Origin of the sequence: Psychroserpens sp. (assembly GCF_036960315.1) — a bacterium.
Taxonomy (GTDB): domain Bacteria; phylum Bacteroidota; class Bacteroidia; order Flavobacteriales; family Flavobacteriaceae; genus Psychroserpens.
Map to the genome: position 1 here is coordinate 21581 of NZ_JBALVR010000007.1, position 19799 is coordinate 41379.

The window sequence follows — 19799 nt, forward strand, 5'->3', positions numbered from 1 at the left end:
GGTATGATTTTTTAAAGTGAAAGCAGAATGTGGTCCCTCAAACCACAATCTGCTTTCTTAATTACTAAAGCACTTCTATTACTTTTTTTGGTTGTTCTTTAACTTCTTCTTTCTTTTGAAGATTTAACTTAAGAATACCGTTCTTGTAAGTCGCTTTAACCTCCTGATCTATATTAACAGATTTAGGGAGTTTTAGTGATCTTTTAAATGAATTGTAACTAAACTCTTTACGCGTGTAGCCTTCATCTTTTTCTTCAGATTCTGTTTTCTTTTCACCACAAACATTAAGTGTATTGTCATCGATTGTGACTTCAAAATCCTTTTTAGAAAAGCCCGGTGCGGCGAATTCAATTTCGAAATCTTCATCATGTTCTTTAACATTCATTGCTGGCATTAGACTATCCTCTTCAAAGAATTCATTATTGAAGAAATCATCAGTGCTTAAAAATGATTTTAGGCTGTCATTATTCCAAGAAGGGAATAATCTGTTTCTGTTGTTAAATTTGATAAGTGACATAATTATATGTTTTTGTTAAACTTAATTTCCTGTCACTAATTTACTATTGAAAAGTGTTTTCTGAAATGATAAATATCAGTTTGATAGATTATTTTTAACTGGTTTAAATTATTATTTTTTCTACCTGAGTTAGTTTTGGAATATTTACATTCCAGTGAAATACGGTTTCTATTTTTACTCTAAAAGCATCTAATGCTGTAGGTTCTCCATGAATTAAATAGACGTTTTCAGGACTATTTTTAATATGACTCATCCAATTTATTAAATCCTGTTGATCTGCATGAGCAGACAAACTTTCAATACTTTTTATACTTGCTTTTACAGGATAGTATTTTCCGAAAAAACGAATTTCATGAACCCCATCTAGTAGTTGTCTGCCACGAGTGCCTTCGGCCTGATAACCAACTAATAAAACTGTAGTTGATGGTTCATCAATGAGTTGTTGTAGATATGTAAGTACGCGTCCACCTGTGACCATACCACTTCCGGCAATTACAATTTTAGATCGGTTATCATCTATAGTTTCCCAGGTTTCTCTATAGGATTTGATGATATTCATATGGTTGCACATCGCATTATAATCTTGCATTGACAATTTATGCCATTTTGGAAAACGTTTAAAGACATCTAGGACATTATTTCCCATTGGACTATCTATAAAAATTGGAATATTTGGAATTATATTTTTCTTATAAAGACTCCAGAGAATATACATAAGTGTTTGTAAGCGTTCTACTGCAAAACTTGGAATTATAAGATTACCTTTTTTATAAATGGTATCTTTAATGATGGTTGTTAGAATAGCTTCAATGTCCTCATCAGGATGCAACTTATTGCCATAGGTGCTTTCTATAAATAAAAAGTCGGCCCATTCTGGAGTTTTCGGATCGTCCAATAAATAATCATTGCGTCTGCCAATATCACCTGAAAACACAAATCGTTTGCCATTAATATCAATTTCTATAAATGTTGCACCAATAATATGACCGTTATACTGGAATCGATATGATATATGTTCTGATAGAGTAACCCAATTATCTTCGATTTCTACATTAAATAGTCTTATGGTTTTTTCAGCTTCTCTTATCGTATAAAAGGGTAGCGCAGGATTATGTTTACTATACTTTTCTTTGTTGGCTTTTTCGGCTTCTTCTTCATGGATTTTCGCACTATCCTTTAATATGATTTCTGCTATTGCTAATGTTGGAGCAGTGCTTATGATTTTTCCTCTAAATCCTTGTTTTATTAAACGAGGCAAATAGCCTACGTGATCTAAATGGCCATGCGTGAGCAGGACAACATCTATAGCGCTAACATCAATAGGAAGGTTTTCCCAATTTAATTGGCGAAGTTCCTTAAGGCCTTGAAACATGCCGCAGTCGATTAAAATATTTTTTTCTGAAGTTTCAATAAGAAATTTTGAACCAGTTACAACTCCAGCCGCTCCCAAAAAACTAACTCTTACAAAATTTTCCATATTAATGATTTTTTATATCACATAATTGTGAAATTTCGTCGAGAATTTTATCTTTTCTTGTTTCTGATACACCTAAATGATCTAAATAAAAGTTGTCATTAATTAATGCTCTGCAGAGTACAATATCTCTACTCAATAAAAATTGTTTTTCTCTATTTGTAAGTAATGTAGATACAGTAATTGGGTATAATCCTAATCGATCAATTCTGTCTTTTAGACCATTTTTTTTTGGATAATCCCAGCTTAATAGATATAAACCACAGCAATTACCATATTGTAGTGCATCTTTAGTAAATCTTGTGTTAGTAACAACCCAACCTTGAGTAAGTGTGGTTTCCTTTTTTGAGCTTTTATTCCAGTTCGTTCTTACATCTTGATATCGTGAATTAATATATAAAGGTATTTTGACATTACAATTTAAACCTTGTTCACTATGAAATTTGCATTCAATAATAGTAGCTTCATTATTTTTAAAGGCAATTACATCGATTTCATGTGATACACATTTGCCTTGTAAAACTTTTCCAACTTCGGTTTTATAACCTGAGTATTGTAAAATCGCACTCACAAAACGTTCAAAAGGAAAGCCTGTTGGTCCTAGCTCATATATTGCTTTTTTTAGTTTGTATTTTGAAGCGAGATGACTTTTATTCTTTTTAAGTAAAGCAAATGCTCTATTGTAAATCTCTTTTGTGGATATGCCTTGATACAATTCATCACGAACCTTATTTAGAATTTGAACAACAATCGTATCACTTGCGCCAGTTCTTTTTAGTGATGAGCGTAACTTATCTAGTGAGAATTTTACTTTTTCTCCAGATGACTTAGTGATTTCTAAATTTTTGATTTCCATAATTGTCTTTAAAAAAAACTGCCATAATCAATTTGATTCTGGCAGTTTCACTTCACTAACTAATAAAATCGCCGAGTTTTTAATTCGGCTGAAAGAAGTCTCTTACCCATGCTTTTACTTGATTGTCTGTCATGCTATCAGTCTTTTCTATACCTTTTATTTTGGTACTCAAAAGGGTGTAGTTTTTATGTAATTCGTCACTAAATTTTTCATTTGTTCCAGCTGGACCAAAAATCACCAATGCACTACTATCACCAATTTTAGTTGCGATATCTTTAAAATACTGTCTGAGTTGTTGTTTTTCACGTTCTAGATATTTACTGTCTTGCACAACATCTTGTGGACCACCTTTTAATCTTGTTCCAGAGCCGCCATGTATATGATGATGTTCTACATTTGATGAAATGGTTTGAAACGTTTCTTTTTCATTTTCTATGGTTACAATGAGTGCTTTGTCTTTATCTAACCAAATGCCTGTATTTTTCATATTAGATCTTTTTTTTAGTTTCTTAAATCGTGCATTGTTAATATTGGGACATTTAAGTGAAATGAAATGTCCTTAACCATTGGGTTGGTTAAAACACTTCCAAAAAAAGCATGTTTTTTGTTTATAAAAGCTACAAGATCACTATCTCTACTTTCAACAAAAATGTTTACTGCAGCGATTACAGAATGATGTGGTAAAGAATGAAATTTATAGTTTGTGCCTTCTAAAATTTCTTCTAGTAATTGCTTATTTTGTTTCTGGTTTTTGTCTAATTCATTTTCCTCTGAAATATGCAGCACAATGATTGTTGCATCACATCTTTTAGCAATGTCTGTTAGGTAAACTAACTCTCTTCTTTTGTAATGTGTTTTATAACTTGTAGGAAACACAATCTCTTTAGGTAATGTTGCTTTTGCGTTTTGAGGTACTACAATCACAGGACAATTGCGTACTTTTTCCATGACATATATTGCTGTACTGCCAAAGGCTGTTGTTCTTGTGTGTGTTTCTCCCTTGCTGCCCATAACAATCATTTCTATGTCTTTTTGTTCGACAACATCTTTGATGGCATCTATGGGATTATTAAATACAGAAATCGTTTTAAAATTATGTTTGGGGTTATCATTATCATTCATGGATATCATATCGTAAACCTTTGACAAACCATTTTCAGAATTCAGTTTTGCAGTTTCATATAATTTACTTCCAGGTTCCATTTTTAGTAAACTTTCCATGAAATTACTCGGTGTAGAAAGCACATTAAGCAAATAAAAATCACAGTTTTCATTTTTGTATAATGCTCTGGCATAAGTAATAGCTTTCATTGAATTTTTTGAAAAATCTGTCGGAAGTAAAATTTTATGTTTCATGATGATGATTTTACATCATAAAAATACATAACAGTTAGCTCGTGTAAAATGATATATATCAGATTGTTAATCTGGTATAACTAAAAAAGGAACTAATGGATGAAATCCAATTTTTTTAATGATAGGTTCCTTAGTTATACTCTCAATAAAGCTGTGTTTGTAATTGACCATTACAAGCATATTTACTTCTAATAACTCGATGAAATCATTGATTTCAACTGCCTTTTTTGCATATTTTGGCATGAAATGAAAACTAGTATTATATTTTTCTAAGTAGCGTTCTAACATGGTCATATTATACGCTTGAATATCTGTAAGTTTTTCTTCGGAAAGAATGCAAACAGGCATAATCTTAGAATCGTATAGTTCTACGATTTCCTTTAGTGGTTTTAATTCTTTATCACCATAAAAACGACTAAAATTTGTGGGAAATGCAATTTGTTTTGGTTCAATAAAATCAAATTCATTAGGCACAATTAAAACGGGGCAGCGTTTCATTTTTTTTATAATATGAACAGTATTACTTCCGAAGAAAAATTCTTTTGCACCTGTGGCGCCTCTAGTGCCCATAACAACGAGATCTATGTCATAGGTGTCAACTGAAGCATCTATAGCATCTTGCAAGTCTAATGTGCTTAGAATAACCTCAAATTCGTGACTTGCATTCCCGTTTGAAGTTTGCGCCATGTCTTTCAAGTCTAGGAGTTCTTTCATTGCATTATCGGATAAAATCTTCAATAATTTATTTGAAATATTAGACATGGTTGAGATTCTCATTTTTGTAGAATTCAGAAAATAGAACTTACATTCGATGTCACTGTATAATTTTAGAGCGTAAATAATAGCACTCCATGCATTATCTGAAAAATCTGTTGGAAGAAGTATGCTCTTTTTCATGATATTTGATTTTGATGATCCCTTATAACTTATGTCCTTGACGGAATGACTAGAAATGGAATATTTAAGTGAAACCCTATATGCTTGATGTTCGATTTAAAGAATAGATTTTCAAAGAATGAGTGTTTATTATTAAGCATAACTAATAAGTTAATCCGCGCTTTTAACTGAAACTCTGTTATGGCTTCTGGAATATTTTTATTTTCAATAGTATGAAACAGAAGTGTCGCTTTTTTGAAGTATGCTTCTAATTTTCGCCTATTGAGTTCTTGTTTTTCGGATAATTTATTACCGTGTAATACATGTAAAATATTAATTCTGGCATGGAATTGATTTGCGATATCCAAAGTGTGTTGCACATGTTTTTCCTGAAAAGCGATGTTATAATCTGAAGGAAATAAGATTCCATGCGGTGTTTCGAAATCAAAATTATTAGGAATCGCCAGTACAGGACACTTTGCATGATTGATGATGTGCATGGTATTAGAACCAAACAAAATTTCTTTTATGCCAGAGGCGCCTTGGGTTCCCATGATAATTATATCTATTACCTTGTCCTTATATAGCTCGTTGATTTCATTTGTGAGTGTATTGAATGCAGATATATGTGAGAACGTGTGATTTGGATTATTGAATTTTTTATCTATCCTTTTTTGAAGGTTATCTAATCCAATTGTAGAAACTTCGCTCATGGCATCTTGAAGAGCGAATTGTGCAGAACTTGTCTGAGTGGCTTCTAAATGATAAATAACTGGTGTATAAATGTTTAGCAATGTAAAAATGCATTTTTGGTCTTTATATAATTGTAGTGCATATGTTATCGCATTCCAGGAATTTTCGGAAAAATCTGTTGGTAATAGAATGTGTTGCATGATGTTTATGGTTTTTTCAATTACGAGTTGCGTTTTGCATTGCTAAAAGAGGTATTTCAAGCCCAAGACTAACCTTATCAATTATAGAAGGGAATAACATATCTTCTAAAAACGAGTGTTGGGTATTGACCATGGTTATGATGTCTATGTTTTTTTCTTTTATATAGTTTTTAATAGTTTCTGCTATTTTTTTGCTGTCTTCTTGACAAAAATTCACCTCGTTATCACATAATGTGTCGTTGATAAAAACTTGATTATCCTCTTGTCGTATTGACAATTTGCTGCTTTTTGAGATGTATAATACATCTATGACACTTCTGTATGATTTTGCTAATACGGACAATAGTTTCAATTCCCTACGCTTATAAGGAATTAAGTAGTTGGTTGGGAATAAAATATGCTTTGGTTGTGTATTTGTATAATTTGCTGGAATTGCTAAAACTGGACATTCCACATATTTTAAAACCTGAAACGTATGGCTTCCAAATACAATATGACGTTCATCAGATTTTCCTTTAGTGCCCATCACAATCAAATCTATATTTTTTCCTTCTGCGATTAAATTTGCTTCTTCTACAAGCGTATTGTAAGCCGAAATAATGTGATATGTGAATCTTGGGTTTGGAGCTATTTCCTTGACTTTATTTAATAGGTTTTCTAAATTGGTTTGTGATTCGTTTCTAATCCCATCTAGAATGTCTTCAAAAACGTCACGTGAAATCAATTCCTCATGGTCGTAAAATTCATTTTGATAGGCATGCATAAAGTAGAATTGAGTTTTTTGGTATTTAAAGAACTCTAAGGCATACTTAATAGCATTCATTGAGTTTTCAGAAAAATCGGTTGGAAGGAGTATGGATAACATAATCACTAATTTTAATATTCATTAGTAAAATTAAATTGTTGATTACATAAAACCTATGATATATATCAGATAGAATACTGATTAACAGTCACAGAGATTGTATTTTAATATGACTAAGTGAAACTTGTAATTTTATACTTTAAAAACCCAAGAAAGCCAAACGTAGCCGTTTGGCTTTCTTATAAATAATAGAGAATCCCCACTCTCAATAATATAATCATCGTTAAATGACACTATAAATTTAATGATTACCTACTTCAGAAACAATGACATTTGTCAGTTTTAGAAAAAGAAAAAATTTTAGAAAAAGAAAGCCAAATTTATTTGGCTTTCTTTTAATTGATTAAGAGCTGTTTAGTTGAGGATCTTCAACCTCAACCTCGTTATAATTAAATAACATTTAAATGTAATGAGTGGCAGTGATATTACAAATGACATTCATCAGTTTTAATCTTTTTTAGTTAAAGAATAAGAACTCCATAGGCAATATTTAGTAGAAGGAGTCCTGTAAAAAAAAGAAGCATGTATATAACTTGTACAAGTTTAACATTAATGAGCGCTAACCAAGACACAGTTGGTTTAGGAACTATGAATAATGCCAAACCTATAAATAAAGAGGCCCAACCAATGCCTGTGATGATGAGTTTGTAACTTAATTCCCAAATATTATGAAATTGAATATTAAGTAATCCAATTATAATTGCCAAAAATGATGATATGATAAGGAATTTTTCATCATTCAGGTCTGTAAATATTTGTTTTATACGTTTAGGGTTGAGGCTTAAAATAAAAAAAAATATTAAGAGATACCATCCCCAGAACTTTGCTAAAAAAATTGAAATATCCATAGTTGATTAATTATTCATGTAACACTAAAAAAGGAACGTTAGTATGATAGGTGATTTTTTCTACTTTGGAATGAAATAAGATACTTTGAAAATAGTTCAAGTTTTTTGCGACCATAGCTATCATATCTATATCCCGACTCTCTACAAAACATTGAATAGCATCTTCTACTTTTTTATTCGTTAAGTAATGAAAATCTACTTTATAACCTTCAAAATAATCTTCTAATAATTGTTTCTTTGACTTTTGACTTTTATCTAATTGTTCATTTTTTTGAATGATGTGAAGCATACGTAATGTGGCACTTGTATCATTCAAGATAGTCGTAATTGGCTCTAGTATTTGTACATCATAGGTTAAGGTTAAATCTGTAGGAAATGCTATTTCATTAAGTGAAGTATACGTTGCGTTTTCTGGAACAACTAGGGTGGTGCATTTTACTTTTGTTATTATATCTCCTGCATTGCTCCCAATGATATGTTCTTTTAATCCGGAAACTCCTTTGGTACCCATTACAATCATATCAATTTTATTCTCATCAACATGTTTTCTTATAGATTCAATAAAGAAACTATAGTCGGTTAAGGAAAAGAATTTATGATTTTTGTTTTTGCTGAATTGTTCGCTAATTTGTTTTAACAGTTGTCTTAATTTCTTTTTAGAAGGTAAACTGTAGGTTTTTTCTATTTCATATTGTGTAGGGAAATAACTAGCTTCTCCAACCGCTATACTCTCTAATCTATTGACATGAAGTAGATAAAAGTTACAGTTGTAGTTTTCAAATAAGTCTATAGCATATTTAGTAGCGTTCCAAGCGTTTTCAGAAAAGTCTGTAGGTAATAAAATATTCATCATTTAAATTTCTCAATAAGAACAAATCTAAATGAAGCATCCTTTTTAAAAAATGATATTGGTCATAGTTAAAATAGATGCTGATAATTAACTGATGAGTTGCAACTGCTCAAGGTCTAAAATTTTAATATTTCTACCTTCCATTTCTATTAAACCTTTCTTTTTGAAATCTGACATTGTTCTAATCAATGTTTCTGTGGCTATTCCTGCTACACTTGCGAGGTCGTTACGTGAAATCTTAATTGGCTCGCCTGGTTTTGAATTCAGTTTTTCAGCAAATTTTATAATTGTTGAAGCCGTTTTTTTATGAACGGAACTATAAGCCATTTGTAGTAATTGATCTTTTATGCCAGTAAGATCATTGGTCAGTAACTGTATGAGCTCTAATGTTACGTTATGGTTTTTACTCAAAACATCCTTAAGACTACTTTTTGAGACACCAACCATTTCTACATCCTTAATAGCCGTTGCGGTTTCTTGATAAGGGATGTTTTGAGTAAATGAAGTGTAGCCAAATAGATCGTCCTCTTTATGAAGTGCTGTAGTGAGTTCTTTCCCTTTTTCGTCAAATTTATAGCACTTAACAATACCTTTTATGATTAGATAAATATAGTTTGAGTTTTGCCTTTCACTGTATATGATTTCATTTCTACTATAGTTGAATAGTGTACCATTATCATCAAAGAAATTCTTTAAATCATTAAGTGTTCTCAGTTCGTCTAAACTGTCTTTATGTTTTTCTCTTTCATCTTTCAAAATGGCTGCTTTTGCCATTCTACTTTCAATAGCGCTAATAATTTCGTCTTCACTAAAGGGTTTTGTAATATAATCATCTGCACCTAGATCCATCCCTTTTCTAACATCTTGTCTTTCTGTTTTAGCTGATAAGAAAATAAAAGGAATAAACTTTGTTTCATTCTGTTTAGATAAACCTTCGAGCACACCATAGCCATCAAGAACGGGCATCATTATATCGCAAATAATTATATTAGGTCTGTTTTTCTTTGCCATTTCAAGACCTATTTGACCATTAGCAGCCGTAATAACCTTATAGTTAGAAAGTTCTAATAACTCGGCAGTATTTTCTCTTAAAACAGTATCATCTTCAATTAAAAGTACTTCTTTCATGTGTTTAAATTTATTGTTTTTTACCGGTCATATGCTGTTCGCTATCAATCATTCCCTTGAGTGATGACACTTTAACATGCTCGTTTCACAATTGTGCTTTATTTGGGAGTTCAATAGTAAAAATAGTTCCTTGATTTTCAGTACTTTCAAAATAGATTTTGCCATTTAAATTTCCCACATGTTCTTTTACTATATTTAAGCCTATACCTGTTCCTTGAGTTAGTAGAACATTCTCAGCTCTGAAATAACGATTGAATATGTTTTTTTGATCCTTTTCAGGAATCCCAATCCCATTATCTTTTATTTTAAATATGGTTACGTCCTTTTTTTGTGTGATATCAATATCAATAATAGTATGTTCTGAAGAATACTTTATGGCATTATTAACCAAATTCGATAAGCCTAATTCTAATATTTTTTCATCTTGAAATAGAGAAATATCATCAATATTTTCAGGATAATTAATTTGTTGGCCATCTTTTAAAAGCATATTTGCGTTGTATACAACTTCGTTTAAAACTTTACTTATTTTGAAGTTACTAAACTTATAATTAATTTTTCCTTTTTCAAGTTTTTCTAAAGATAGAAAATCGTTTAAAATGTTGTTTAGGTAGTGAACTTTATCAGCAATTATTTTGAGATGTCTATCCCGTTTTTCCTGTTGCTCGGTTAATTTATATTTTCCCAATAATATAGTCGACGTTAATATGCCAGTTAAAGGTGTTTTGAATTCGTGTGATACTAAGGATAAGAACTTAGTTTTTAATTCATTTAATTCTTGCTCTTTTTTAAGGGCTGATTTTGCCTCTTTTTCAGCTTTAATACGTTTTTGGTTCTCAACTTCTAATTGACCGACAGTTTCATTAAGTTCTTTGGTTCTGTGAAATACTTTCTCCTCTAAAGTGGTATTCAGTTCTTGGATCTTTTCCTCTTGTTCTTTTCTTACAGAAATATCTATTACTAAGGCCATAACAAAATCTTTTTTATAAATAGAAAAAGGATTTAAACCGGCTTCTACAGGAAATGTAGTTCCATCTTTTTTTACGCCATAAATATCGCGTCCTTGTCCCATCCTACGACGCTCTTTTTGTTTCATAAAACCTTTAAAATGGCTACCATGATTTGCATGATAGTTTTGAGGGATTAAGATATTTAACGGTTGTTTTAAAAGCTCACCTTTATTATAGCCAAACATCTTTTCAGCGGAATCATTGGTTTCAACAATGTTTTGATTTTCGTCAACGACAATAACACCCTCAGAAACAGATCCTAAAAGGATATTAAAAATGTCTTGATCTTTCTGAAACATGTATTAGATTTGGATTTAAAAGTAGATAAAGATAGCTAAACCTATTCGATAATAACTATTACTATTGCAAAGCTTTATATGTCATTTTAATGATTTATATCATTCTATATGTCTAGTGATATATCTAATTTTACAATATTAAAAGAGTTAAGACTATGGCAGTTAAAAAGAAAATGACGCTTGTGTTTTACCAAAATCTGGGAAAATTATTCTATGCTATTGCAGCATCAGACGGAAACGTTAGAGAGACAGAGTTTGATAAATTAAAAGTATTTGTAAAAAAGCAATGGTTAGATATTGATGATATTGAAGACGTCTTTGGTACTGATGCAGCCTATCAAATAGAGGTTGTTTTTGATTGGCTAAATCGTGATGATGAACTTAATTTTCAAGCATGTTATGATGATTTTATAGCCTATAAAAAAGATCAAAGCCACCTATTTACTGATGATGTCAAAAACCTAATTTTAAAAACAGCATCGTCAATTGCATATGCATTTTCTGGTATCAACAAAGCTGAACTAATTATGCTTGCAAAATTGAGTATAGAATTAAAAAAACCATAAACATGAGTTATTATTTTACAAAGACCGTAAAAGGAGGGTTCGAAGCTATAGAGACTGAAGTCACTAGATTATTAAAAAATGAAGGTTTTGGCATACTCACGTGTATTGACATGCAACAAACTTTACAAAAGAAACTCAATGTTGGCTTTCGAAACTACAAGATATTAGGTGCATGTAATCCACCATTTGCCTATAAAGCACTACAGGCAGAAGATAAGATAGGTACGATGTTACCTTGTAATATTATTATACAAGAACATGCTCCTAACACCATTGAAGTTTCAGCTATAAACCCTATGGTGTCCATGAAAGCTGTAGATAATAAGACACTCGAAACAGTAGCTCAAGAGGTGAGCCTTAAGCTTGAAAATATTATAAATAGTATAGAAAATGAAAAGAAGTTTTAGTGACATAATAAATTCAGAAATACCAGTTTTGGTGGACTTTTTCGCGGATTGGTGTGGTCCCTGTAAAATGTTGGCACCTATATTAAAGCAAGTCAAAGAAGAACTAGTTGATGACGTAAAAATCATAAAAATTGATGTGGATAAAAATCAACCTTTAGCAGCGCAGTATCAAGTTCGTGGTGTTCCAACGCTACTATTATTTAAAAACGGAAAACAAGTATGGCGACAATCTGGAGTGCTTCAAAAAAATGAGATTATAAATGTTATAAAATCACATTGATATATTATCATCATTATGATGAATATCATTTTATATTAATACGTTCAGAACTAATTTTAAGGCATTAATCATTAAAATGATGAAATCATGAAAAAAACAATAACCTTAGTTTTAGTCATCGCATTAATTCCTTTTATTGGATTCACACAATCTATAGCAAACCTTGATTATATCTCACCATTTCACAATGACTTAGCGGCTATCAAAAAAGATGGTCAATGGGCTTTTATTAATAGGCAGGGAGTTGTTGTTATAGACTTTAGGAGCGATTTAGTGATAACTGAGTTTTCTGAGGCCAACTACCCGGTTTTTAAGAATGATAGATGTCTTATTGCGGAAAAACGAGATGATATTTCTTATTTTGGTTATATAAATACTATTGGAAATACGGTTATTCAACCTCAATATTTAAATGCTTCAAACTTTAATGATGAGTTTGCTATTGTATTAGAGTTGTTCAAAGTAGAAGTGGGTAAAAATGAAGCTTTAGGTAAAAAAGTAGTTTATGATAAGTATCTGCAAGCGATTATAGACACTAAAGGAAATATTAAAACATATTTGAGTTCAAAACGTGTTAATGTTCTTCTAGATAAAGATTTTTTAAAAGCGCCACCTATAATTACTTCCAAGTATATTTCTAAGAACCTTTATGCTGTTATGAGTAATGATAAAAAGTGGACAGTTATTTATATCAATGGCGAGAATAATAATTAGACTAGGTCATGAAAGTAAACTTAACCTTAGGAAGTGTCTCTGGAATCAAAATTAAAATCCATTGGACATTTTTATTTCTAATCGCTTGGATTGTTTTTGATGAACTAAAAAGGGGAGGTACAGCAGAAAGTGTTTTGTTTAATTTAGCTTTTGTGGTTGCCGTTTTTATCTGCGTCATATTACATGAATTAGGCCATGCATTGACCGCTAAGCGATTTGGAATTAATACCAAAAAGATAACCTTACTTCCTATTGGAGGAATGGCAAGTTTAGATAAAATTCCTGAATCTCCAAAACAAGAGTTTTTAGTTGTCATCGCTGGCCCCATAGTTAATATTCTGATAGCTATTTTACTTTATTTTATTGTTCCAGTGCAAGAATTATTTGACCAAAGTTTTAGTGAGGCATATCAAGTATTCAAGAGCTTCACATTTCAGAATTTTTTATTCTATTTATTTATAGTTAATGTTGGACTGGCACTATTTAATATGATTCCTGCTTTCCCTATGGATGGCGGACGTATGTTGCGAGCATTATTGGCTATGAGAATAAATCGTGTTAAAGCCACGCAAATAGCAGCGAGCATAGGTCAATTTATTGCAGTTATATTTTTATTGTTAGGATTGCTTTATAATCCATTTTTAGTGTTTATAGCCTTGTTTATTTTTTTAGGAGCTTATGGTGAAAATCAAATGGTACAGCATTTAGCATTACTTAAAGGACATTCTGCAGAGGAAGCTATGCTTTTCGATATTACAATATTTAAACCTGAAGACCCAATAAATCTCGTCGTTGATAAAATAATTTCTGGAACTGAAAATAATTTTGCAGTGGTTGAAGATGGTATTGTTAAAGGGGTTTTATATCACAAGAGCATAATAGAGAACTCCAATAGGACTGTTTTGGTAGGAGAGATTATGAATACAGCTTTTAAGACTGTTAAAAGCACAGACAATCTTAAAAAAACATACCATCTCATTTATAGTGTTAAACAAGATTTTTTTCCAGTGCTGAATGATGGAAAATTCGTTGGAGCAATTGATGCAACTAATTTGCATGAATACATATTATTACAATTGAAATTAGCCTATTAAATATGAGATTATTACCCTTTTGTATCATTCTTCTTTTAGTTTCCTGTTCTCAAGAGGAAGTAAAAATCCTACCGAAGGAAAGAAACTTAATTGAATCGGTTTATTCTTCGGTGACAATTCAACCCGATAGTTTATATCAAGTTTATGCTAGTGTATCAGGAATTTTGGAAGTTAATTTTGTTGATGAAGGTGATTTAATTTCAAATCAAGAACAGTTAGTTCAGATCACAAATAGTACACCTAAACTTAATACTCAAAATGCGAAGTTCGCTTTAGATTTAGCACTAGAAAATTATTACGGAAGTGCGACTGTTTTGAATAGTATTGAAGATGAAATTGAAGCAGCAAAGCTCAAATATAGAAATGATTCAATCAACTATTTCAGACAAAAAAACCTTTGGGATCAAAACATAGGTTCTAAAGCTCTATATGATTCTAAAAAACTTAATTATGAATTAGCTTCGAATCAACTAAGACTCTTACAGAATAAGTTAAACAGAACAAAAAACGAATTACAAACTGCCGTTAAGCAGGCGCAAAATTATTACCAAACCGCATCAATTGCTACTAAAGATTTTACAATTCATAGTAAAATTAAGGGCAAGGTCTATGCATTATACAAAGAGCCTGGAGAAATTGTAAATACGATGGAACCTTTGGCATCTGTAGGAAGTGCTAATCGTTTTATAATTGAAATGTTGGTAGACGAAGTAGATATTGTTAGAATTAGTAAAACTCAGGATGTTTTAATCAGTTTAGACGCGTATAGTGATGAAATATTCAAAGGTCACGTGTCTAAAATATATCCTAAGAAAGATGAAAGAAACCAAACGTTTAAAGTTGAAGCTGTTTTTGTAAACCCTCCAGATGTATTGTATCCAGGTCTTTCTGGAGAAGGTAATATTATTATCGCGAAAAAAAACAATGTGTTAACCATACCCAAAGCCTATGTTAGTCAAGATAATAAAGTAAAAACGGACGATGGATTAGTAACGGTTGTAACAGGCTTGCAAAATATGGAATACATTGAAATACAGTCTGGCATCACAAAAGATACTTATATCTATAAACTTGAATAATGACAAACTGGAGCGTCATATTAAATATTGCTAAAACACATTTGCTCACTAAAATAAAGCAAACGTCAATAGCAGCTCTTGGTGTAACTTTTGGAATAGGTTCTTATATCACCTTAGTGTGTTTTATGACGGGTTTGAATACGATGCTAGATGATTTGATATTAAATCAAACACCACATGTTCATATATATAATGAAATAGAACCTTCAAAAAAGCAACCTGTTTCATTGTATGATGACTTCAAAGAAAGCTTTAGTGTAGTACATTCAATAAAGCCGAAATTGAGTCAACAAAAAATACATAATGCTTTACCAATCATCAATTATTTGGAGAATGATGAAAATGTGAGTGGTGCACTTCCACAGGTGAAAACACAAATTTTTTACATGGCTGGTTCTATTGAATTAGGAGGGAATTTAACTGGAATAAATCCCATTGATGAAGCAAAACTTTTTAATATGAGCGATTATATTGTTGAAGGTTCTGCTGAAGCATTGCATAATACTGATAATGGTATTTTATTAGGTATTGGAATTGCTGAAAAAATGTCATTAAAAGTGGGTGATCGTGTGCAAGTAAGTCCAATTAATGGAGGTGTTTTTCCGCTGAGAATTGTTGGCTTTTATCAAAGTGGTATTGCCGATTTAGACGCGATACAAAGCTTTACGAATATAAAAACAGTGCAACGTATTTTAGGTAAAGCTAATAATTATATTACAGATATTAATGTGAAGATGTATGATCTAGAAAAGGCAGTTCCATTGTCAAAAAAAATAGAACAGCAATTCAAATTAAAAGCGATTGATATCAAAACTGCTAATGCGCAATTTGAAACAGGAACAACGATTAGAAACCTCATTACATATGCTGTTTCAGTGACACTTCTTATAGTTGCAGGTTTTGGAATTTATAATATATTAAACATGCTGATTTATGAAAAAATGAATGATATCGCCATATTAAAAGCGACTGGTTTTTCTGGAAAAGATGTACAATTGATTTTTATGAGTCAAGCGATGATTATTGGATTTGTAGGAGGTGTTTTAGGATTGCTTTTAGGTTTTGGACTCTCTAACTTGATAAGTACGATTCCATTTGAAACAGAAGCCTTACCAACAGTGAAAACATATCCTGTAAATATCAATCCTATGTTTTTTGTTATTGGATTTTCATTTGCAATGTTTTCAACATTTCTAGCTGGTTATTTGCCTTCCAAAAAAGCAAAAAAAATAGATCCAGTACGGATTATAAGAGGACAATAATATGAGTACTGTATTAGAAGCCAAACATATCAATAAATACTTCAAGAAGCCTGTCTTGTTTCATGTATTAAATGATATAAACTTCCAAATTGAAAAAGGGGAATTCGCATCCATTATGGGTAAGTCAGGTTGTGGTAAATCAACACTTCTATATATCCTTTCTACAATGGATACAGATTATGAAGGTGAATTACTTCTAAATAATCAATTGATCACAGGACAATCTAGTGATCACTTATCTTATTTGCGTAATAAACACATCGGTTTTGTGTTTCAGTTTCATTATTTATTATCTGAATTTTCAGTATTAGAAAACGTCATGCTTCCTGCCAAAAAGTTAGCAGAAAAATCACACCAAGAAATTGAATATGATGCTATGGAAAAACTTAAAATATTAAAAATAGATCATTTAGCAAAAAAAAGAGCGTCTAGAGTTTCTGGAGGAGAAAAGCAACGTGTGGCTATTGCAAGAGCCCTTATTAATAATCCATCTATTATCATGGGAGATGAGCCTACAGGGAATTTAGACAGTCATAATGCTGAAAATGTCTTCAATATTTTTAAACGATTGAGTGTTGAGCAAGGGTTATCACTTTTAATAGTCACACACGATGAAGATTTCGCAAATAAGACGGATAGAATCATTCAAATGGGAGATGGAAAAATACTGAAGTATGCTAAATTTTAATGATATTAATCATTTGACCTTTTTCTATATAAAGCTAACTTTAAACCATAACTTTAGTAGGATGCTATGAAAACACTACAAGATATAGAAGATCAAATCATAAGGCTTACTACTAGTATAGAAGTTAATTACCCAGAGCTCTATGCTACTTTAGATGAAAATCCAATAACTATCCCATCAAAAGCTCATCCAGATATGAATATCACTATTATGGAAGATTACCTAGAAAGTCTCAAACAAATATTAAAGCAATACGTTAAAACTCATAATAAGAAGTAATGGCATTTATAGACTATTATAAAATATTGGGAATTTCAAAAGCCGCTTCTGAAAGCGATATAAAGAAGGCGTATCGGAAATTAGCACGTAAATATCATCCGGATTTAAATCCTAATGATAAGGTCGCTGAACAGAAATTTAAGGAAATTAATGAAGCTAATGAAGTATTGAGTAATCCCGAAAACCGAAAAAAGTTTGATGCGTATGGAGAACATTGGGAACATGCGGAAGAATATGAAAAAGCGAAGCAGCAGGAACAGCACCAAAGAAGTACAAGCAATCCATATGGAGGCTATACAGAGGAGGATTTTTCAGAGGTCTTTGGGTCTATGTTTGGTGGTGGTTCATCGAGATCACAGGGAAGACAAGTAAAATTTAGAGGTCAAGATTTTAATGCCGAGCTGCAGCTCAATCTTAAAGATGTTTACACTACTCACAAACGAACCTTAACCGTAAACAATAAAAACATCCGTATTACAATTCCGGCAGGTGTAGAAAATGGTCAGGTTATAAGAATAAAAGGCCATGGAGGTAAAGGTAGTAATGGTGGTCCCAATGGTGATTTGTTTATTACGTTTTCAATAAATAAGCAATCTCAATTTAAAAGAGATGGTCATAACTTATATGCTTTAGTTGATTTAGATTTATATACAGCATTACTAGGCGGAGAAATAACTGTGAATACGTTTGACGGAAAAGTAAAACTGACTGTAAAACCAGAAACACAAAACGGAATAAAAGTAAAACTTAAAGGGAAGGGGTTTCCGAAGTATAAAAAAGACGGACAGTTTGGTGATTTATACATAACCTACACTATTAAAACACCAACAAAACTATCGACAAAAGAAAAAGAACTTTTTACCGAACTCTCAAAATTGCGATAATATGGACACTACACATCTCATTTCAATTCAACAATTTTGCACTCATTATGATGTTCCAGAAAGCTTTATTACTGCTTTACATGACTACGAGTTGGTTGAAATTACAATGACCGATAAAGAGGATTATTTGAAAATTAATCAACTTAATGACGTTGAAAAAATGATGCGCTTGCATTACGAATTAGATATTAACTTAGAAGGGATTGATGTGATTTATAATTTATTGAAGCAATTGGAACATCTTCAATTTGAAATCAGAACACTAAAAAACAAGTTAAATGCTTTCGATGAGTATTAAGCACTATTCAATTTCAGAAAATCTCGTAAATTTATTAATTATAGAGTTTGTTTTCTAATATCAGAATTTTACAGATCCAACTTTAATAATCATTCCAACAATTAGGAAGATGACACCTAATGGCCAAATACCTGAGTTAGGATAAAAAAGGAAACCCATTATGGTCCAAACAGCTCCAAGTACTAGAAAAATCGTAGATACACTTTGTTTTTTCATTTTGAATTGATGTTATAGATTACTTTTTATAATTTGCTTTTGTTCTAACGATTTAATAATTGCCGTTACGTAGTTTGTGACCGTTGTATGGATCTGTTGAGGGTCTATAATATCATATGAAGGTATCCAAACCAATGACGTATCATTTGTGATTCATAAAATTATTTAATTTTCAAGCATATCACAATGATAAATATCAGTTCAATTCTTTTTAAGATTCTTACTTTTGAACTCATAACTGATTCCCGAACTAATGATAGAAGAATTAAGGCAAAATTATGGTTACTTGTTTGAAGATGAATTACTAAAAGAGATTGAAGCAATTGGAGTAATTAAAGAACTAAGGGCAAATACTAAGCTCATTGAGATTGGTGATTACATTAAGTATATTCCATTATTAATTAATGGTGCTATAAAAATCATCAGAGAAGATGATGATGGCGATGAGCTTGTACTATATTACTTAGAACGTGGGGATACATGCGCTATGACGTTGGCCTGTTGTATGGGACAAACAAAAAGTGAAATTAGAGCCATTGGAGAAACAGATGTCAAGCTCATTATGATTCCTGTTCAAAAGATGAGTGAATGGTTAGGGAAATATAAAAGTTGGCAAAACTTTATTCTGCAAAGTTATCACAACAGAATGTTAGAAATGTTAGAAGCTATTGATACCATTGCTTTTCTGAGAATGGACGATCGTTTATTAAAATATTTACGAGATAAAGCGATGGTAACTCATGATGATCAAATACATGCAACTCATAAAGAAATCTCTGAGGATCTTCATACCTCAAGAGTTGTTATTTCTCGTTTACTCAAAAAGCTAGAAAATGAAGGAAAAATAAAGATGAATAGAAATAATATTAAAATAATTGACCTCTAGCTGTGTAACAATTGTTACTGTGTAACAGTATTAATCACTTTATCTTTGTAGTATAACAAAAAGAAAATGTACTACTGATTTGGTTTAAAATAATAAATATAGTTTTAAGTTTTTTGATTATGATTGTTGGTTAATTGATTGGTTAATTGATTGGCTAAAAAAGAGTGACAGATA

The 19799-nt window shown here is 31.3% G+C and carries 25 protein-coding genes; 12 read left to right on the plus strand and 13 right to left on the minus strand.

Annotation, left to right across the window (positions count from 1 at the left end; translation table 11 throughout):
* Window positions 1-64: 64 nt before the first annotated feature.
* The 12 genes from V7719_RS12360 to V7719_RS12415 form a co-directional block, all read right to left on the minus strand.
* The gene (locus V7719_RS12360) at window positions 65-517 is read right to left on the minus strand and encodes an Hsp20/alpha crystallin family protein (RefSeq protein ID WP_335730228.1); all 453 of its coding nucleotides are present in this window, start codon (window positions 515-517) and stop codon (window positions 65-67) included.
* 103 nt (window positions 518-620) lie between these two features.
* Complete coding sequence (locus V7719_RS12365) at window positions 621-1994, minus strand: MBL fold metallo-hydrolase (RefSeq protein WP_335730229.1); 1374 nt, start codon at window positions 1992-1994, stop codon at window positions 621-623.
* Between the two features lies 1 nt (window position 1995).
* The gene (locus V7719_RS12370; RefSeq protein WP_335730230.1) at window positions 1996-2847 is read right to left on the minus strand and encodes an ATP cone domain-containing protein; all 852 of its coding nucleotides are present in this window, start codon (window positions 2845-2847) and stop codon (window positions 1996-1998) included.
* Window positions 2848-2926: 79 nt separating this feature from the next.
* Entirely contained in the window at window positions 2927-3334 is a 408-nt protein-coding gene (locus tag V7719_RS12375) for a hypothetical protein (RefSeq protein WP_335730231.1), read from the minus strand.
* 14 nt (window positions 3335-3348) lie between these two features.
* Entirely contained in the window at window positions 3349-4203 is an 855-nt protein-coding gene (locus V7719_RS12380) for a universal stress protein (protein ID WP_335730232.1), read from the minus strand.
* Window positions 4204-4269: 66 nt separating this feature from the next.
* Window positions 4270-5100 (minus strand): universal stress protein, encoded by an 831-nt coding sequence (locus V7719_RS12385; RefSeq protein WP_335730233.1) that lies wholly within the window; start codon window positions 5098-5100, stop codon window positions 4270-4272.
* A gap of 29 nt (window positions 5101-5129) precedes the next feature.
* Entirely contained in the window at window positions 5130-5972 is an 843-nt protein-coding gene (locus tag V7719_RS12390; RefSeq protein WP_335730234.1) for a universal stress protein, read from the minus strand.
* 16 nt (window positions 5973-5988) lie between these two features.
* Complete coding sequence (locus V7719_RS12395; protein ID WP_335730235.1) at window positions 5989-6837, minus strand: universal stress protein; 849 nt, start codon at window positions 6835-6837, stop codon at window positions 5989-5991.
* A 461-nt stretch (window positions 6838-7298) separates the two neighbouring features.
* The gene (locus tag V7719_RS12400; RefSeq protein ID WP_335730236.1) at window positions 7299-7685 is read right to left on the minus strand and encodes a hypothetical protein; all 387 of its coding nucleotides are present in this window, start codon (window positions 7683-7685) and stop codon (window positions 7299-7301) included.
* Between the two features lie 10 nt (window positions 7686-7695).
* Window positions 7696-8538: a universal stress protein gene (locus V7719_RS12405; RefSeq protein WP_335730237.1), complete on the minus strand. Its 843-nt coding sequence runs from the start codon at window positions 8536-8538 to the stop codon at window positions 7696-7698.
* Between the two features lie 84 nt (window positions 8539-8622).
* Window positions 8623-9663: a response regulator gene (locus V7719_RS12410; protein ID WP_335730238.1), complete on the minus strand. Its 1041-nt coding sequence runs from the start codon at window positions 9661-9663 to the stop codon at window positions 8623-8625.
* Window positions 9664-9748: 85 nt separating this feature from the next.
* Window positions 9749-10972: a PAS domain-containing sensor histidine kinase gene (locus tag V7719_RS12415; protein WP_335730239.1), complete on the minus strand. Its 1224-nt coding sequence runs from the start codon at window positions 10970-10972 to the stop codon at window positions 9749-9751.
* A gap of 155 nt (window positions 10973-11127) precedes the next feature.
* On the opposite strand from V7719_RS12415, the gene V7719_RS12420 reads away from it, so the two are divergent.
* The 11 genes from V7719_RS12420 to V7719_RS12470 all read left to right on the plus strand — a co-directional run bounded on the left by V7719_RS12420 (window position 11128) and on the right by V7719_RS12470 (window position 18523).
* Complete coding sequence (locus V7719_RS12420; protein ID WP_335730240.1) at window positions 11128-11538, plus strand: hypothetical protein; 411 nt, start codon at window positions 11128-11130, stop codon at window positions 11536-11538.
* Window positions 11539-11540: 2 nt separating this feature from the next.
* Window positions 11541-11945 carry a DUF302 domain-containing protein gene (locus V7719_RS12425; RefSeq protein ID WP_335730241.1) on the plus strand — a complete coding sequence of 135 codons (405 nt, stop codon included), beginning with the start codon at window positions 11541-11543 and terminating at the stop codon, window positions 11943-11945.
* A complete protein-coding gene (trxA, locus tag V7719_RS12430) occupies window positions 11929-12225 on the plus strand; it encodes a thioredoxin (RefSeq protein ID WP_335730242.1) in 297 nt (98 codons plus the stop codon). Before V7719_RS12425 ends, trxA begins: the two co-directional genes overlap by 17 nt.
* Before the next feature lie 87 nt (window positions 12226-12312).
* Window positions 12313-12939, plus strand: coding sequence for a WG repeat-containing protein (locus V7719_RS12435; protein ID WP_335730243.1), 627 nt, complete (start codon window positions 12313-12315; stop codon window positions 12937-12939).
* An 8-nt stretch (window positions 12940-12947) separates the two neighbouring features.
* The gene (locus V7719_RS12440; RefSeq protein ID WP_335730244.1) at window positions 12948-14033 is read left to right on the plus strand and encodes a site-2 protease family protein; all 1086 of its coding nucleotides are present in this window, start codon (window positions 12948-12950) and stop codon (window positions 14031-14033) included.
* A 2-nt stretch (window positions 14034-14035) separates the two neighbouring features.
* The gene (locus V7719_RS12445) at window positions 14036-15112 is read left to right on the plus strand and encodes an efflux RND transporter periplasmic adaptor subunit (protein ID WP_335730245.1); all 1077 of its coding nucleotides are present in this window, start codon (window positions 14036-14038) and stop codon (window positions 15110-15112) included.
* A complete protein-coding gene (locus V7719_RS12450; protein ID WP_335730246.1) occupies window positions 15112-16374 on the plus strand; it encodes an ABC transporter permease in 1263 nt (420 codons plus the stop codon). Before V7719_RS12445 ends, V7719_RS12450 begins: the two co-directional genes overlap by 1 nt.
* Window position 16375: 1 nt before the next feature.
* Complete coding sequence (locus V7719_RS12455) at window positions 16376-17062, plus strand: ABC transporter ATP-binding protein (RefSeq protein ID WP_335730247.1); 687 nt, start codon at window positions 16376-16378, stop codon at window positions 17060-17062.
* Window positions 17063-17128: 66 nt separating this feature from the next.
* Window positions 17129-17341, plus strand: coding sequence for a hypothetical protein (locus V7719_RS12460; protein ID WP_335730248.1), 213 nt, complete (start codon window positions 17129-17131; stop codon window positions 17339-17341).
* Window positions 17341-18225 carry a J domain-containing protein gene (locus tag V7719_RS12465; protein ID WP_335730249.1) on the plus strand — a complete coding sequence of 295 codons (885 nt, stop codon included), beginning with the start codon at window positions 17341-17343 and terminating at the stop codon, window positions 18223-18225. Before V7719_RS12460 ends, V7719_RS12465 begins: the two co-directional genes overlap by 1 nt.
* Window position 18226: 1 nt before the next feature.
* The gene (locus tag V7719_RS12470; protein WP_335730250.1) at window positions 18227-18523 is read left to right on the plus strand and encodes a chaperone modulator CbpM; all 297 of its coding nucleotides are present in this window, start codon (window positions 18227-18229) and stop codon (window positions 18521-18523) included.
* A gap of 60 nt (window positions 18524-18583) precedes the next feature.
* On the opposite strand, the gene V7719_RS12475 is transcribed toward V7719_RS12470, so the two are convergent.
* Window positions 18584-18739, minus strand: coding sequence for a hypothetical protein (locus tag V7719_RS12475; RefSeq protein ID WP_335730251.1), 156 nt, complete (start codon window positions 18737-18739; stop codon window positions 18584-18586).
* Window positions 18740-18992: 253 nt separating this feature from the next.
* Here V7719_RS12475 and V7719_RS12480 point away from each other — a divergent pair, with 253 nt between their 5' ends.
* Window positions 18993-19625, plus strand: coding sequence for a Crp/Fnr family transcriptional regulator (locus tag V7719_RS12480; RefSeq protein WP_335730252.1), 633 nt, complete (start codon window positions 18993-18995; stop codon window positions 19623-19625).
* The last annotated feature ends 174 nt before the right edge of the window (window positions 19626-19799 follow it).